The organism is Blastopirellula marina, assembly GCF_002967715.1.
GTDB classification, from domain to species: Bacteria; Planctomycetota; Planctomycetia; order Pirellulales; family Pirellulaceae; genus Bremerella; species Bremerella marina_B.
Window position 1 is genome coordinate 295,303 of sequence record NZ_PUIA01000081.1, and the last position, 14,365, is coordinate 309,667.

The following is a 14,365-nucleotide window of genomic DNA, read 5'->3' on the forward strand; positions in this document are numbered from 1 at the left end:
GATTAATCCTTGTTTGCTGCGAAATCCGGAACGTTCTGATTCCCTGGAGATACTTTCGCTATTAGTCGTGCGATTGAGTAGGCCAATGCGCCAACAACAAACGTGATGGAAGTTCCCAGGAGTTGCCAAGGGTTGTAAGCAGCCATCAGCCCCGCCGTTATCACAGTACAGACTATAAACACAGTGGGCACAAGGAATATGGGATGCCACAGCGGCTTGGTGCGCACCGATGGCAGAAAGAGACAAAGTACCGAGCAGGCAGCTGAGATCGAAAGGGTCAGCCCTAGATAAGACAGCAGCCCCTGGAGACTCGTTGCATAGATCAAAATAGCGGCCAGAACGACTTGCGTTCCAGTTGCTACCATGGGTCTTTCTCCCTGAAAACTCAAAGCCTCCGGCATCAGTCCGTCATCAGCCATTTTGGCGTATACTCGTGGTGCGGCCATCATCATGCTGAACACTGAAGTGAGCAGACAGGCGGCAATCGTCCAGCGAACAAAACTCTCAAAAGCGGGACCTCCCAGGGAGCGGGCCGCAACAGCGGCAACGTCTGCCTTCCCCTCGATTACCTCACCGGGTCCGGCGTAGACAAACACCGCGTTGAGTAACAGATACAGGATAACCACGGTTAGTGTTCCGGCAAGAAGTGCCTTGGGAACTAGCTGTTTGGCACCACTAACTTCGCCAGCGATGTATACGGCAGCGTTAAAGCCCGAGTAGCTCAGGGAGATCCACACCAGGCTCGCGGCAAATGTCACGGTCATCGACCAATTCAATGACATGTTGGGACTGATGAAAGATTGTGATATCTCGTTTTCCTCCGACAAAGCCACCGCAGAAAAACACAAGATCGTAACAAGTAGGATGAGTTTTAAGACTACTGTGACATTCTGCAAGACTGCTCCAGCACGAGGACGCATGCCATGAAACAGTCCTGCTAATACGACAGAGACAATCGCCAACAGTCCAGCAGGCAGCCACTGAGGCCTAAGGCTTTCCGGCATAGCGTATTCCTCAAATGCAGTCGCCGCAAAAGCAATTGCGCCCGAAAATCCTGCGATTAGTGAGACCCACCCAGCAATAAAACCCAACAGGGGGTGCGTTGCTCGCGAGAGAAAAAGATATTCACCGCCAGACTCAGGCATTGCCTTAATCAACATACCGTAGCTGAATGCCCCTGCGGCAGCGATTACCCCACCAACTACCCAGGCGAGCAAAACGAGTTCTGGCGATTTCAAATCCTGGATAGCGAACCCAGATGTTGTGAAGACACCTGCTCCGATCATATTCGCGATGACGATGAACGTGAGCGTCCAAAATCCAAAGTTATTGGTCATGCCAAACTGACGACTCCTGGGCTATTTCACTGCAACAAAAAACCATGCTCAATAGGGCAGTGCGAAAAAGAGATTCATATTGGGCCAAATTTTTTGGCGGAGCAAGAAACTCATAAAAACTGCCTGTTTTTCAGGCTCAAACGAGATTAGCAGATTGACGAAGTTCGGGATTGCTTACTACCTTCTTGCAGATACCGAGTCTCAAAAAGAAGCAAGCCAGACCTCCCTCCTCACCCCTGGAGTTCGTGCCAGCCTCTGTCACTTAACTATGTTTTTTGACCAGAACTGAAGGGAGTTTCTTATGCGCGGGAAAAAGGCTTTTACCCTCGTCGAGTTACTAGTTGTTATTGCAATTATTGGAATTCTCATTGCCTTGTTATTGCCAGCCGTACAGCAGGCACGCGAGGCAGCGCGGCGAATGAGCTGTTCCAACAATCTCAAACAGATGGGGCTGGCGATGCACAACTATGCCAGCACATTCAGCGAACAATTGCCCGGTTGCGGTGCGGGCGACAGCGACTTCTCTCCCTTGGCCAGGATGTTGCCGTATTGCGAACAGACAAACGTGTCTAACCTGATTGACTTCAAAATCCCGGTGCGCAATGAATTTGGCCCAGAGCTATGGGAAGCGGCCGGAACTCCAATTTCGATGTATCTTTGCCCGAGTGATCCGGAACCTGTCATGGGGACGCGGGAGGCGACCGGCTACGAAAGTGAAGCCACAGACCAGTTCGGTTCGGAAAATGTACCTGTCGCTGGCGCAAACTACTTCATGAATAAAGGGAGCGGGGTTGGGGGCAAGTCTGAAACCCACCTAAGTAGCGGCCCATCGAATGGAATGGCTTCGTTTGGCGACGAGTTTCGTCTTCGGGATGTTACCGATGGCCTCAGCAATACCATTGTGTTTTCGGAGTCACGTCGACGCTCGAATCATGGCGTCGTCCCCAGCACGCCCACCGCTCAAGACAATATTGCACGCGCTAGTGGAAACAGTCCAAGTGCATGGGCGGAGGCATTTGAGAATGGAACATCAAGTATTGACGATCCTGCCTTTCTCTCCTCTGTCTCCGATTGGTCCTACGGCCGAATGGTCAGTTGGATGCGAGCGAGAGATGTTAGTGGGGTTGTATTCCCACCTCGTTTTACACCCAACTTCAAAGCAGGCCCCGATTTGTATGTGCGAAGTGGAATTGCTTATGGGGCGCGGAGTTATCACACAGGCGGAGTCAATGCCGGTTTGTGTGACGGTTCCGTCCGTTTCGTCAGCGATAGCATCGACAGAGAAGTTTGGTGGGCACTGCTCACTCGAAATGGTGGTGAGGTAATCGGCGAATACTAATCGTCACGATTCCTAGTAAAACTTCTCGACCTGCCTGCATTTTGTAACGCATGTAGGTCTCATGGCCGCGAAACGGAAGGCTCTATGATTCTCGAAATGAACACGAAGCCCTTTCGGCCACAAATGGTCTTCGGCGAATGGATCGCCACAGAATGTAATTAAATCACAGCCTATTGGGATTTCACGTCCCGAGAAGGTTACCGGTTGACGCAAGGCCATAGCTTACCGTCATCTCCGTTCGCTTCCTTTGCATGAACTTCTACGGCCGTTGCAACGAAAAGCAATTGCCCCATATGTCCTTTGTATTCCCGGCGCGGTTTCTTAGTTTATTCATCTACATTCAGGATCCAGCTATGTCCACCACGGAACTACCTTCTGAGGCCAAGCAAGAAGGCCAAGACACGGCGTCAATTTTAGCCGCGGCCCGTGCAAAGTCGGGTACCAAAAGCAAGCAGACACCGAAGCCGAAGAAATTCGCCGACAAGGCCTGGAACAGCAGTATGAAGTTTATTCGCCGAGTGCATTTGTACTCCGGGATTTTCATGCTGCCATGGGTTTTGCTGTATGGATTTACCGGTTGGTTCTTTAACCATCCAGGCTACTTTCGAGGCGATCAGGTTACGTCATTCAGCGCCAGCGATGTTGCTGATGGGCAACTTGCTTCACTGCCGAAACCAGATACCATGGCGGCGTCGATTGTCGACGAATTGAATATCGAGTCGTTCATGGTGGACGGCCCGGAAATCAAGCTCACCAATATTCGTCCCGCTGAATTTACTGGGTTCCTGACGTACTCCGTACGTGCCGAAGATGCGGAACACAGTATTGAAATCGATCCAGTCTCCGGCAATGGGGAAATTCGCACGACCTTCCAATCGCAGGAAGAGGAGCACGAAGAAGTTGCCCCTCCTTCCAATCCTCTAGAGAACTTTCGTCCCGTGGAAATCACCGAGAATGCCATGGCGATGGGACAAGCAGCCGCCCCGCGCGTGCTGAGCGATTTGGGTCTATCTTCAGGCGAGGCGAGAACTGGCCGGCGCTCGGCTAATCTGAAGTTCTCGGCCGAAGTAGATGGTACGCCTTGTATCGTGACATACAACCTGAGCAATGGCAGCGTAACCGCGCTCCGGGAAGACTCCAAACCGACAACCGACACCAAACGCTTTCTTGAACGGCTTCACTTAGCCCGTCAGTATTCGCCCCACTGGAATGTGCAGTGGTTTTGGGCTCTGACAGTTGACTTAATGTTCGTCTCGATGGTGTTCTGGGGGCTTTCTGGCATCTTGATGTGGTGGCAAATCAAACGAACCCGACTACTCGGTGGTGGCTTCTTCGTCGCCAGCGTGATCTGCGCCGTTCTGCTAATGGTTGGCATGTATGACAATATGGCAACTTCAGGACGTGGTCGTGGTGGCGGCGGAGGAGGTGGAGGTGGCGGCCGCCCTGCTCCTGCTCCTGTCGAGACGCAGGCCAATGTTCCCAAAATCGCGGTAGCCGACTAGCAATTACGTTTTCTTTTTTATGTTTCTACAGCTCGCTCTACCAGGAATCCATCCATGCGTTACCGATTTGTTTTCGCTTTGGCAATGTTGGCAGTCACAACGGCCGTGACATCTGCTGCTGAAAAAGAAGTGCCAACCGTCAACGATATGACGACAGCACTTGCAATGGGATTTGAATCATTGGATGAAGACAAGGATGGCAAGATACCATTGCTCGATGTCATCCGTGCCGTCCGTCCACTCGGATTCGGCGCAATCAAGTCGGCAGAGGCGCCTGGCAGAGGAATGCGTAGACGAGGTGACCAGGGTGAAAGAACACGTGTTCTGAGTTCTGAATCATCCGAAGGGGCGAATCGGGGCGATGGGCGTGCAGTGCAACGCCCTCAGGAAGGGAGTTCCGAGGGGGCAGGCCAGCGTAGGCAAAGCCGTCAAATGGGATCTCGTGATGGAGGCAATCATCGGGGCGAAGGTGAACACAGCCATGACGACCACGAACATAGCCATGGTGACGAAGGGCACGATCATGGTGAAGGTGGTCGAGGAGGTACCGGCGTAGTTACTTCTGACGATGCCGTATTGCTGGTTACATTTGACATCAATCGTGATCGGCTAATTGATCTCGACGAAATAAAAAAAGCATTGCAAATCGAAGTTGAACGCCAAACGAAGGGACGTTTGACCCTAGATCAGGATTTGGATGGCCTAATCTCGAAACGCGAATTTGCCGCCCAGTTTGCAGCAGTGGATCAGTCAGACGTTGACGAGGATGGTCTCGACCGTCGGACCCGGATGATGTTTGGCCGCGAGGACACTGATCAAGATGGCACGATTACCAAAGAAGAGATCACCCAACAGATTGTACGTCAAACAAACGCACGGATAAAAGCATTGGGATACTGCCTATTGCTGGCCAAAGTTGATGCCGACCATGACAAAAAGATCACCTCAGAGGAACTCGCTAAAATCGCACAACCTGATGTCCTTGAATTGCTCGACTTCTCCTCGGAAGAGGCAATTCCTGCGGACGCTTTTTACGGTACAGTTCGACGCCAACTGTCACGCCGAAAGTAGTAGCTTGGCTGGGATCTTGCGCGAATAGAACAGCTTACTGCCTATCGCTATCGAAGCAGTTTTTCAGCAACCTGCTAGTCAACCACCACCTGAAACGGTTGAAGCAGACTCAATGCCTCGGGGAGAGAAAACCTAGCTCCCTTTAACGTATTTTGCGTGGGATCAATGCAGTACGCTTCAGCGTTGCGGAGATTCGCATTGGAAAGATCAGTTCCGAAAAATCTCGCGTCTTTGAGATCGCAACCCGATAAATCGGCGTAGGGCATTTTCGTATGAGAGAAGTCCGCTTCTCGTAGGCGACACCGTTTCATCTGGATCTTGGTAAGTCGCATACGAGCAAATGACGAGTTAGACAGGTCGGAATTTTCAAAACTGACGCGAAATGGCATTCGCGTGCCCGCAGCCCAATTTACTCCGAGGAGCTTTGATCCGTAAAAACGACAGTCTACAAATCCTGCCCCCTTAAGCACGGTCACACTCAGATTGCAACTTTTCCAAAAACAGTCTTCGAAGTTACATTCGACCAATTCAGTCTCGAAAAAGTGACATGATTCCCAACGGCAGTTAGAAAATTCCTTGTTGCGCAGTTGCGCCCCTGACAAATCAAGCCCCGTAAAAGTAACGTCATGAAAAACATTTTCACCATTTATTACTTCACGGCTTTCGATGATCTTGCCTGAACTCATTTCTATCTCCTACTTTCCTTGGCCGTGTCCCCTTTAATGTCGGTGAAACGACTTGCGAAGCTTTCATATCCCGGTCAGGAAGAGCTTGTCAGTGAATCGCACAAATAATAGACCCCGATCAATAGAACTCCAGCCGATCCCAATCGCTGCATTTTAATTGCCAACTGCTCGCGTTGAAGGGCATCACGTCGAAACCGTATAGCTAACAGCAGACCATACAGCGGTACCAACACCGTCAGATGCCCCGCTTCGACGCCTAAGCTAAAACCGAGGATCGCAAACACGATTGTACCACTTGGCATCGTGTGCATCAGATCCAATAGACCGCCAGCAAAACCTAGCCCGTGAAATAGACCGAAGGAAAATGCTGCAACGAGGCGACCAATACCCCGAGCGGATTCCGGCCAGAAAACGTTTTGCAAGGCCACAAAAACAATGCTTGCCGCAATAACCGGCTCGACTATCCATCCCGGCAACGAGACAAGTTTCAGTGTCGCGAGCGTCAAGGTTATCGAGTGCGCGAACGTGAAGGCCGTGACCACCTTGACGAGATCCCAAAGGGTGGTTGCTGCCAGGGCAAGAAGACTGACGAACAACAAATGGTCGTAGCCGGTAAGAATATGATGAATGCCGTGGGCGAAATAGGTCACGCCTACCGATAGGCCGCCAGTGCGACTTAGCCATTGTGTTAGTCCCGACGAAGTGACTGGTTGGGTCTGGTTTACGCTGTCGGAATCGAAATCCAATTGATAAGAAGACTGGCTGTAGTTCCTCTTCTGAGCGATGATGTGGATGCTGGAATCGCTCGGTTTCAAGCAGTTTACTAGGTAAACGGCCATCTCGGTTCGGTGGCGATTTTCGAGATTCATCCGACGCGTTCCACTCCCAGCGGAGAAGTTGGCGAAGAACGTAAGCCCGATGTCGTGCATTCCCGACGTTAGCTCCTGGGCATCAGGAAAGGACACTTCGAGTAAGCGAAGGGCTTTGGGGCTGCCGTCAACCATCAGTGACAGATCACGCCGCACCTGCTCGGCGTACGCATGTTGTTCCTGACTCGAAATCGTCCCGTCGTGATCGACATCGATGTCTCCGAGAAGTTTCGGGGCCACCTCGACGCCAGGAGTCAAGCGTATCTGTAGCCCGATGCGGTTGCTCTCTACCGTCACGATTGTGGCCTGCAAATACTCATCGATTTGATGGGCGAAGGCAGGCCTCAACAACAATGGCAATATAAATAAGAACAGGGCGAGCCTAGGATGCATGCGGTACCTGAGGCTATTTGAGTGTATAGAGTGTTCCATATTCGTTCGTCGGATCACGGTAGATCGTATGGACATGCATAGTTGGTCCACTCATTCCAGGCCCTCCCGGCCCTCCGCCTTGCGGTGCATATTCGATAATCACTTTCGGCCCCTGAATGCGATAATACGCCGAACCGTTCTGTCCTTCCTCACATGTGATTGGACCGCTCCAGGCGAAGTAAGTTTCATCAAGGCCTGCCTTAATCTCCTCCAGGCGGGGATTCGCGTAGGCATCGTTGATAATTCCGGCCCACTCCGAAATAAGATCCAGCAGCTTCTTCCGTTGGTTTTCGTCCATTGCAGAGGCGTTCAAACCTTCGGGGACAATCTTTTCCCCTTGATAGCCAGGACCAAGAATTAGATTGCCAACGCGATACTCCAAGATGGCCTGCTTGCGCTGCTGTTCATTTAAAGAGTTTAACAGTTCAAACGCCTTATCGTTCTCCTCAGCGAGAACACGAACTCTCCTATTATCTTTCGTTTTGTAGACCGCCGGCTGGGTTCCCGTCAGACTAGGCGTCATCGTGCCATGCACTCCCACGATGACAATATTAAGCGCGAGGTGGTGACCACCGAATTGGAGCATCCACGGATCGGTAGAGCTAGGCGCACCAAAGACGGCCAATGTGTAGACGTCGTTACCCGACGCGTAGTTGGTGCCTTTCTCATGGAGCACCTGATCGGATCCCATAATATCGACAACTTTTTGATAGCCCTTGGGACTCAATACTGTTTCGAGTAATTTAGTCGCGGCCGCACGTTGTTTGGTCGTTAGACTTCCTAACTGCAGACCTGGGCGAGGCACGTCGTCTACCGGGAAATTCGACCAGACGGCTTCGCCGTACTTTTCACCAATGAAGCCTCTCATACCACCGCCAGAACCGCCTTTCCGGGCGAAGCGAGCAGCCGTTGATGATGGTTGCGGTTTGAATTCAAACTGTGTTTTCTTACGTTGGTCACCAGTGAGGGACTCCAGAAAGGCTGTTGCTGCATCAACGACTGCTTGAGTTTGAGACTCTGTCACGGTTTGCGCGGCGACTTCCTGTCCCGTGCCGCTCGAATACGCGAAGATTGTCGCTAGGGTCAAGGTCGGTGCCGAAACGAGCAGTATAAGTTTAGAAGTGTTCATAAGTTCTAGGTTGTATTCCCAACAAATGCCGTATATGCACAACTCGCCGTGACCGATTCGCGAGAAGCAAAAGTTAACGTTTCAAACCCCGCACATGCGATTATGTTTCCCACAACCGACATGCCGCCAATCAGACAAGCTTCTCGTGCAAGCAGGCAACGGACGGTCGTTCGAGAATAAACTCACGCGATGAACGAACTACGCGAGATGCGTCGATGCCAGCGAAACCGAATTACCATCAAACCGAAAATAAAGAGCAATCCCAAAGCAACAATCGCTCCCCAATAAGCGTCTTCGCTAGGAGGAGGATGATAGGCAAAGCATATTTCACTTTGAGTTTGCTCTTCGCTACGAATCTGCTCCAAGATTTCAATCGTTTCTAGTTCCGGCCGTGCTGCATTCACAATGTAAACACTGCCATTGAACGAATGTCGGTTTTCAAATATCAGTCGATGCTCGCCAGGACTCAGTGTGAATAGAGGCGTCGCCAGTTCGATTTGGGCCATCCCCCAACCGGTGCGAAGTTCCGCTGGATCAGGGATTTGAAATTCAGCGACACGAATCTCGAGATCTTGACCATCCAGGGAGACGGAAAGATCGCGGAGGAAAGAGTCGGCGTATTCGGCTCCTTCTTCACGCAAAATCTCGCCGTTCTTATTACGGTCAACCCGCTGAATGAACTGCTCGGCGACTTCGACCCCTGGCGTCAAATTCACGTAGAGCCGAACTTCCTTTGGACTGATGGAGATGAGCGTCGCTTGAGTAAATTCGTCCAGTTCATGACCCGAAACGGAAATTGCGAGGCATGCCAAGACCACTTGCAAAAGAATCACGATACCAATCACTCGGGTCATTTTCGCCACCACTTCGCTCCGTATTCATTCGTCGGATCGCGATAGATCGTATGAATATGGTTTAGAGCCGATTCCCCTTGGCCTTGCGGGGCGAACTCGATGAAGACGGTTGGACCATGGATGCGGAAATAAGCCGGGCTCCCTTTTTCGGTCGAACCGCTCCAGGCGAACCAAGTCTCACTGATTCCCTTTTTCATCTCTTCCAACTTGGCCGCTGCAACCAACTCGTTAGCTATGCCTGTCCACTCGGTGGCCAAGTCAATCAGCATCGCGCGCTGTTTTTCGCTCAATTGATCAGCCTTCAATCCTTCTGGCTCGATCATCTGACCATCGCGGCCAGGGCCGAGTACTAGATTGCGAACTTGATAGCCAAGAACGGCCTTTGTTCGCTGCTCTGCATTGAGGGACGCCATCAATGCTTCGGCTTTCTCGACTTCTTTTCCCAGCGGCTTAATCGTCTTCCCTTCGATTTGATAAACGGCTGGCTGCGCGGCAGTATGGCTAGGGGCGAGCGTGCCGTTCTCGCCGACAAAGGTAATGTTGATAGCCAAATGATGACCGCCAAATTGCATCATCCATGGTTCGGTGGCTGAAGGTTTGCCGAGAAAGGAAATGAAATAATTATCGCGGCCGAATCCCGGTCCGCCCCCCCTTCCACCTCGGCCCCCGGGACCACCGCGTCCTCCCCCTTGATTGTTCTTCAGAACCTCGTCCGCCTCAACGATCTGTAAAACCTTCTGGTATCCTCCCTCGCTGAGAACTGCCTTGAGTACTTCCATCGCAGTAGAGCGTTGCTCTTGGCTAAGTTCTCCCATGCTTATCCCACCGCGTGGAAACGCACCCACTGGGAAATTCGACCAACGTTTGCGTTGTTCGTCGTCGCTAAACTTGTAGATGACTTTGCTTCGTTTTGCTTCGTCGAGCGTATTGAGAAAAGCCTGGGCACTGGTCGCAATTTCTGCGGTCGTTACTTGATTGGAGGCATCGGCCTGTCCGAATGCGACGCTATTCCATGAGTAGACAAATAACAACGCGGCCATCTTCCATGCCATGTCGATCTTGATCATCTAATGGTCTCCTAAACTGAATTTGCAAAGGTGAGTCACTACGTCTCGTCCCTCCTCTTGTCTTAACCACCAGTCAAATTGCTTTTGAAGAACTGAAGGGTTCTCCCCCAGGCAACTTTGGCGGCTTCTTCGTTGAAGCGGGGAGTGCTATCGTTGTGAAAGCCGTGGTTGACGTTCATATAGACGTAGGCGGTAAACTTCTTGTTGCTCTTCTTCAAAGCCTCTTCAAAAGCAGACTGGCCGGAGAGAATTCGTTCGTCAAGTCCAGCGTTATTGATCAACAGCGGCGCCTTGATCTTGGAGACATCCGCCAAGTCAGGCTGTCGTCCATAGAAGGGGACGCCTGCGTCGAGGATGTCGGGCGCGAAGATCGCCAGCTGATAAACCATTCCGCCACCAAAGCAAAATCCAACAGCCCCCACTTTGCCATTGCAGTTGGGGTGTTCGTCGAGCCACTTTAGCGCCGCCAAAAAATCTTGCTTCATCTCCTCACCGTCACGCTTGGCCTGCATGGTTCGGCCTTCGTCGTCGTTACCAGGGTAGCCACCCAGCGGGGTTAGCGCGTCAGGGGCAAACGCCACGTAGCCTTCGACGGCCAGACGACGAACAACATCTTCAATGTAAGGATTCAAGCCGCGATTCTCGTGGATCACCAAGACACCCGGAAATTTATCTCCTTCCGTCGGCCGGGCCAGCAGTCCTTTGATCTCGCCGCCACCTTGGGGAGAAGCATAGGTGGCGATCACCGTTTTAATGCGTGGATCGTCAGGCTTGACCTGCTCGGCCCAGGCATAGTTGGGCGAAAGGCTTGACAACAAGCTTTCGACCGTAATACCACCGACTGCAAATGCGCTAAGCCGTTTAATGTAATCGCGCCGAGTTAGCCGACCATGGGCATAGTCGTCGTAGAGGTTGAGCACCTCTTGATCAAATTGTTTGGCGTCTTTTCGATTCATATCGACCACCCCAAAGTAAGGGAATTTCTTGGCAACGACTGGTTGACTTATGATCTTCGTGGATCAGTTTGCTAAACCCCTTGTCGTTATCTGGTTCACGACAACGCTCAACGAAATAGCAGAACTTATTTTGTATTGGAGGCGAAAATCGCTCCCACTAAGAAGTCTTCCTGAGTAACAATGCGTCGTCTGGACTGCCGCTGGGTCAAAAATCTCGAAGATATTGGCAGTCGGTATCATTAGGAGTGGAAACCGATGCCAGCAGGGGTATCGGTCAGTTCGACTCCAAACCCATTGCGATACGTTTGACAAAGATTCACTTCTCCAAGCTTGACTCCGCCTGTTTGAGAGTGAAAGTAATTTGCTGAATCGCAAACCAAGGCTTATTCACGGCGAATCTCTCCTCGAAAAGATTCGCCTGATTTCACCTCAATCTCCTAACTGAAAGCTGGCATGGGAAAGGGTGTCGGGGTCGGGCAAATCGAATCGAAATTCGCTAGTGAATTGAGAGAGTAGCCCCAGGCCAGTAGTCCGCAAAGCGTCGACTGAGTCAATCCAAGACATCAGGTAAGCCGTTCTTCCAAAACCTTGACGAACGCCTCCAGACTAATTTCAAGCGCTTGGCAAACATCCCAGAGTTCCAAAATATCGAGCCGTCGTTCACCACTCTCATATTTCGAGACAAAAGATTGAGGCCGCTCTAATCGTGCCGCAACCTCTTCTTGCGTTAGGTTCGCGTTTTGCCGAAGTTCACGTAGTAATTCTTGTAGGCGTAACTGACGCTGCGTGTAGAGATTCTTTTCCATTCGACGACCGCTCCAGGGGGATACGAAGCAGGCGACGATAGAATCCAGTTGCAAATATCCCATTTTGGGATATTTTGAAGGTTTGGCTGGATGAACATCCTATTGCTTGAGGAACCTTATGTTCGGAGTATTGAAACCTGACCGAAGCCTACTTCCTCCAGAAGCCCGGCATCGGCACGCTTCTGCCTATTGCGGGCTTTGCGGTTTAATTGGGAGCCAATACGGCTTCACATCGCGGACGATGGTCGTTCATGATATATCCACACTTTGGTGGTTCTTGGATAACCGCCTACAGGACGAAGAAGGACGGCTACCAGTAGTCAATTGTTTGAGAGGCGGGACTCGTCGACTTCGGAACCATGGGGTGACCGAGTTACAACAATTACTGGCTGGAATCAGCATTTTCACGCTAAGCACGAAGGTAAAGGATGACCTGAATGACCAACCCTCGTGGAAGACTAAGGCAATTGATGCCTACTATGGCAACAGTTTCCAGTGTGCCCGTCATAGACTGATCGACATTGGATTGGATGTGGGCCAACTGGAGGAGATCATTCAACAGCAGCAATCCATTGAGAAGCAGGCTGTCACCGACCTTGATATCGCTTCAGAGTTGACTGGCAAGGCGTACTGCCAGGTGGCTGGAGAAATTGCAGCGAGAAGCGACTCTTCTTTCACCAAGAGCCAAGCAGAAAATCTCGGAGAAGTCCTTGGCCGTGTGGTTTATATCGTTGACGCAGTTCGAGACTTTAAGAAGGATCAAGGACGCCAGTATAACCCTCTCTGTCTGCGCGACGAATCTTCCAACTCTAACGAGATTCCCTATGAAATACGAAAAGAGGCACTTCATTTCATAGGAAACCAATTGAACCGAGGGCGCGAGATCGTCCACGAGGCTTCTGAGAGTTTGGCGTCCGCATGGTATTCCCTGGAACGCAGCCTATTCGCTTCCGTTGGAGTAAACGACCACGAAAGCGTAATTTTATATTCAGCATGCTGTGTCCCATGTGGGAATGCCTTCGTTGTGATCGATGAAAAGGCGATCTCTGGCTGTGCGATGACGCTTTGTTGCTGTTACGGAGTTTCTTTTTGCGGTTGCACAAATTGGTGCTGCTAAATGTCGTAAATCTTTTCGCCGGATAGCTAAAAAGAAATAGAGGAAGGGCCGCCCCATTGGGCGGCCCTTCTGGATTAGGGAGTTGACTGGACCTCTACCGTCGCGAGGAACGTCCACGTCGACGACCGGCGCTGAATCCCTTTCTACTTCCCAATTGCTTTCCGGTTCTGTAGCACGCCCAGGCGACGACGGCCCAGAATGCAGCCTGCACGATGGTCTCCATAGATCCTCCCAATTCTCGAAGTAACAAACACTACCTGTCCGAGCGTCGAAAATTCACACAACGAGGATGATATCGGTGCTGACGCCGCCCCCGCTGCTGACCACCTCGGATCAAACGCAGATCGACTTTATCCGCTGCATTCCGAGGTTGCTTTGTTCGCGACGAGAGTGCTGTTTCCGAAGCGTGGGAGTTAGGCTGCTTTCGGTTCATAAGACTCGCTCCCCGAAGACTCCCGTGCTCTCAAAAATTCGACTTCGTCCCAGTCGATGACGTTCGGGCCGTAACAGACTTCGTCGTCCGAGTCGATTGAAGGTTCTTCTACGAGCGAAAATCCGAGTTGACGGATCGTAGAAACACTCTCGCCAGTTGCCTCGGCAACGGCTCGATAAAAATCTGAAGCTTGCATGGATTTATTTCTCCTTTGGTCAAGAAACAGAAACAGCCCTTGCCGGATCGCAATCCAGCAAGGGCTTTTGAAGGTTTGTGATAAAAAGGGTGAGTTAGTCGTTGCTTGAAGAGAGCCAATGCTCTTCCAACCAACGGACCTCAGCGGTCAGCGCGGCACTACGACTACCGAAAGGTCCGAGTTGTGGACCGCCGACGGGCGAAAGATCCGCGAACCACTGACCATCGTCGTTCGGCTCGACATGGGAGCCACGCGAGATCGACAGTTTTCCGAACGTTCGGAGGTCAAGCGTCTCGTCATAGAGACAGCGAATTGTCCCGGTGGATGAGATGACAAGTTGCATCCGGCACCTCACTTTGGGGAGCGGATAATCCGCCGACGTGGCCGATCAACCAATAATTCGTCCAACGTGGCCTGAACGCTAGATAGTTCGCGATTGAACGTCTGTCGTACCTGAGCGTCGTCTCGTAGCGTCTGAGGCTGCACGCCCTGAACAATGTTCTGGCACTGCGAAACGAGCTCGTCGAGTTGGTCATTCGACCGAACATTCAAGGAACGAAATCGTTCAAAG

14 protein-coding genes and 1 pseudogene are annotated in these 14,365 nt (G+C 51.5%); 4 read left to right on the plus strand and 11 right to left on the minus strand.

What is annotated here, in order from left to right:
* Window positions 1-2 precede the first annotated feature (2 nt).
* The gene (locus C5Y96_RS24870; RefSeq protein ID WP_105359064.1) at window positions 3-1,337 is read right to left on the minus strand and encodes an APC family permease; all 1,335 of its coding nucleotides are present in this window, start codon (window positions 1,335-1,337) and stop codon (window positions 3-5) included.
* Window positions 1,338-1,638: 301 nt separating this feature from the next.
* Here C5Y96_RS24870 and C5Y96_RS24875 point away from each other — a divergent pair, with 301 nt between their 5' ends.
* The 3 genes from C5Y96_RS24875 (at window position 1,639) to C5Y96_RS24885 (ending at window position 5,249) form a co-directional block, all read left to right on the plus strand.
* Window positions 1,639-2,676, plus strand: coding sequence for a DUF1559 domain-containing protein (locus tag C5Y96_RS24875; RefSeq protein ID WP_105359066.1), 1,038 nt, complete (start codon window positions 1,639-1,641; stop codon window positions 2,674-2,676).
* A 353-nt stretch (window positions 2,677-3,029) separates the two neighbouring features.
* Window positions 3,030-4,178 carry a PepSY domain-containing protein gene (locus C5Y96_RS24880; RefSeq protein ID WP_158261418.1) on the plus strand — a complete coding sequence of 383 codons (1,149 nt, stop codon included), beginning with the start codon at window positions 3,030-3,032 and terminating at the stop codon, window positions 4,176-4,178.
* 54 nt (window positions 4,179-4,232) lie between these two features.
* Window positions 4,233-5,249 (plus strand): hypothetical protein, encoded by a 1,017-nt coding sequence (locus C5Y96_RS24885; protein ID WP_105359069.1) that lies wholly within the window; start codon window positions 4,233-4,235, stop codon window positions 5,247-5,249.
* Between the two features lie 74 nt (window positions 5,250-5,323).
* Here the strand turns inward: C5Y96_RS24885 and C5Y96_RS24890 are convergent, their stop codons facing one another.
* From C5Y96_RS24890 to C5Y96_RS24920, 7 genes are all read right to left on the minus strand, one after another.
* On the minus strand, window positions 5,324-5,935 hold the full coding sequence (locus C5Y96_RS24890; RefSeq protein ID WP_105359071.1) for a pentapeptide repeat-containing protein: 612 nt from the start codon (window positions 5,933-5,935) through the stop codon (window positions 5,324-5,326).
* A gap of 74 nt (window positions 5,936-6,009) precedes the next feature.
* Window positions 6,010-7,197 (minus strand): HupE/UreJ family protein, encoded by a 1,188-nt coding sequence (locus C5Y96_RS24895; RefSeq protein WP_158261419.1) that lies wholly within the window; start codon window positions 7,195-7,197, stop codon window positions 6,010-6,012.
* A gap of 13 nt (window positions 7,198-7,210) precedes the next feature.
* Entirely contained in the window at window positions 7,211-8,365 is a 1,155-nt protein-coding gene (locus C5Y96_RS24900) for a DUF3500 domain-containing protein (RefSeq protein WP_105359075.1), read from the minus strand.
* Between the two features lie 182 nt (window positions 8,366-8,547).
* Window positions 8,548-9,219, minus strand: coding sequence for a hypothetical protein (locus tag C5Y96_RS24905; protein WP_105359077.1), 672 nt, complete (start codon window positions 9,217-9,219; stop codon window positions 8,548-8,550).
* On the minus strand, window positions 9,216-10,286 hold the full coding sequence (locus C5Y96_RS24910) for a DUF3500 domain-containing protein (protein WP_105359079.1): 1,071 nt from the start codon (window positions 10,284-10,286) through the stop codon (window positions 9,216-9,218). The genes C5Y96_RS24905 and C5Y96_RS24910 overlap by 4 nt, the downstream gene beginning before the upstream one ends.
* A gap of 62 nt (window positions 10,287-10,348) precedes the next feature.
* Window positions 10,349-11,242 (minus strand): dienelactone hydrolase family protein, encoded by an 894-nt coding sequence (locus C5Y96_RS24915; RefSeq protein ID WP_105359081.1) that lies wholly within the window; start codon window positions 11,240-11,242, stop codon window positions 10,349-10,351.
* Window positions 11,243-11,805: 563 nt separating this feature from the next.
* Entirely contained in the window at window positions 11,806-12,048 is a 243-nt protein-coding gene (locus C5Y96_RS24920) for a helix-turn-helix domain-containing protein (protein ID WP_105359083.1), read from the minus strand.
* Between the two features lie 118 nt (window positions 12,049-12,166).
* Here C5Y96_RS24920 and C5Y96_RS24925 point away from each other — a divergent pair, with 118 nt between their 5' ends.
* Window positions 12,167-13,165 (plus strand): DUF5685 family protein, encoded by a 999-nt coding sequence (locus C5Y96_RS24925; RefSeq protein WP_233199115.1) that lies wholly within the window; start codon window positions 12,167-12,169, stop codon window positions 13,163-13,165.
* Window positions 13,166-13,578: 413 nt separating this feature from the next.
* On the opposite strand, the gene C5Y96_RS24930 is transcribed toward C5Y96_RS24925, so the two are convergent.
* From C5Y96_RS24930 to C5Y96_RS24940, 3 genes and pseudogenes are all read right to left on the minus strand, one after another.
* Window positions 13,579-13,794: a hypothetical protein gene (locus C5Y96_RS24930; protein ID WP_105359087.1), complete on the minus strand. Its 216-nt coding sequence runs from the start codon at window positions 13,792-13,794 to the stop codon at window positions 13,579-13,581.
* A 94-nt stretch (window positions 13,795-13,888) separates the two neighbouring features.
* Window positions 13,889-14,137 carry a hypothetical protein gene (locus tag C5Y96_RS24935; RefSeq protein ID WP_199188791.1) on the minus strand — a complete coding sequence of 83 codons (249 nt, stop codon included), beginning with the start codon at window positions 14,135-14,137 and terminating at the stop codon, window positions 13,889-13,891.
* An 8-nt stretch (window positions 14,138-14,145) separates the two neighbouring features.
* Window positions 14,146-14,365, minus strand: a pseudogene (locus tag C5Y96_RS24940) (hypothetical protein); the annotation flags it as partial.

What these genes read in the sequence shown, in the direction of transcription:
- C5Y96_RS24915 (WP_105359081.1), bottom strand. Translation starts at nt 11,242, where the DNA reads ATGAATCGAAAAGACGCCAAACAATTTGATCAAGAGGTGCTCAACCTC.
- C5Y96_RS24925 (WP_233199115.1), top strand. Translation starts at nt 12,167, where the DNA reads ATGTTCGGAGTATTGAAACCTGACCGAAGCCTACTTCCTCCAGAAGCC.
- C5Y96_RS24885 (WP_105359069.1), top strand. Translation starts at nt 4,233, where the DNA reads ATGCGTTACCGATTTGTTTTCGCTTTGGCAATGTTGGCAGTCACAACG.
- C5Y96_RS24890 (WP_105359071.1), bottom strand. Translation starts at nt 5,935, where the DNA reads ATGAGTTCAGGCAAGATCATCGAAAGCCGTGAAGTAATAAATGGTGAA.
- C5Y96_RS24930 (WP_105359087.1), bottom strand. Translation starts at nt 13,794, where the DNA reads ATGCAAGCTTCAGATTTTTATCGAGCCGTTGCCGAGGCAACTGGCGAG.
- C5Y96_RS24905 (WP_105359077.1), bottom strand. Translation starts at nt 9,219, where the DNA reads ATGACCCGAGTGATTGGTATCGTGATTCTTTTGCAAGTGGTCTTGGCA.
- C5Y96_RS24895 (WP_158261419.1), bottom strand. Translation starts at nt 7,197, where the DNA reads ATGCATCCTAGGCTCGCCCTGTTCTTATTTATATTGCCATTGTTGTTG.
- C5Y96_RS24920 (WP_105359083.1), bottom strand. Translation starts at nt 12,048, where the DNA reads ATGGAAAAGAATCTCTACACGCAGCGTCAGTTACGCCTACAAGAATTA.
- C5Y96_RS24935 (WP_199188791.1), bottom strand. Translation starts at nt 14,137, where the DNA reads ATGCAACTTGTCATCTCATCCACCGGGACAATTCGCTGTCTCTATGAC.
- C5Y96_RS24875 (WP_105359066.1), top strand. Translation starts at nt 1,639, where the DNA reads ATGCGCGGGAAAAAGGCTTTTACCCTCGTCGAGTTACTAGTTGTTATT.
- C5Y96_RS24880 (WP_158261418.1), top strand. Translation starts at nt 3,030, where the DNA reads ATGTCCACCACGGAACTACCTTCTGAGGCCAAGCAAGAAGGCCAAGAC.
- C5Y96_RS24900 (WP_105359075.1), bottom strand. Translation starts at nt 8,365, where the DNA reads ATGAACACTTCTAAACTTATACTGCTCGTTTCGGCACCGACCTTGACC.
- C5Y96_RS24870 (WP_105359064.1), bottom strand. Translation starts at nt 1,337, where the DNA reads ATGACCAATAACTTTGGATTTTGGACGCTCACGTTCATCGTCATCGCG.
- C5Y96_RS24910 (WP_105359079.1), bottom strand. Translation starts at nt 10,286, where the DNA reads ATGATCAAGATCGACATGGCATGGAAGATGGCCGCGTTGTTATTTGTC.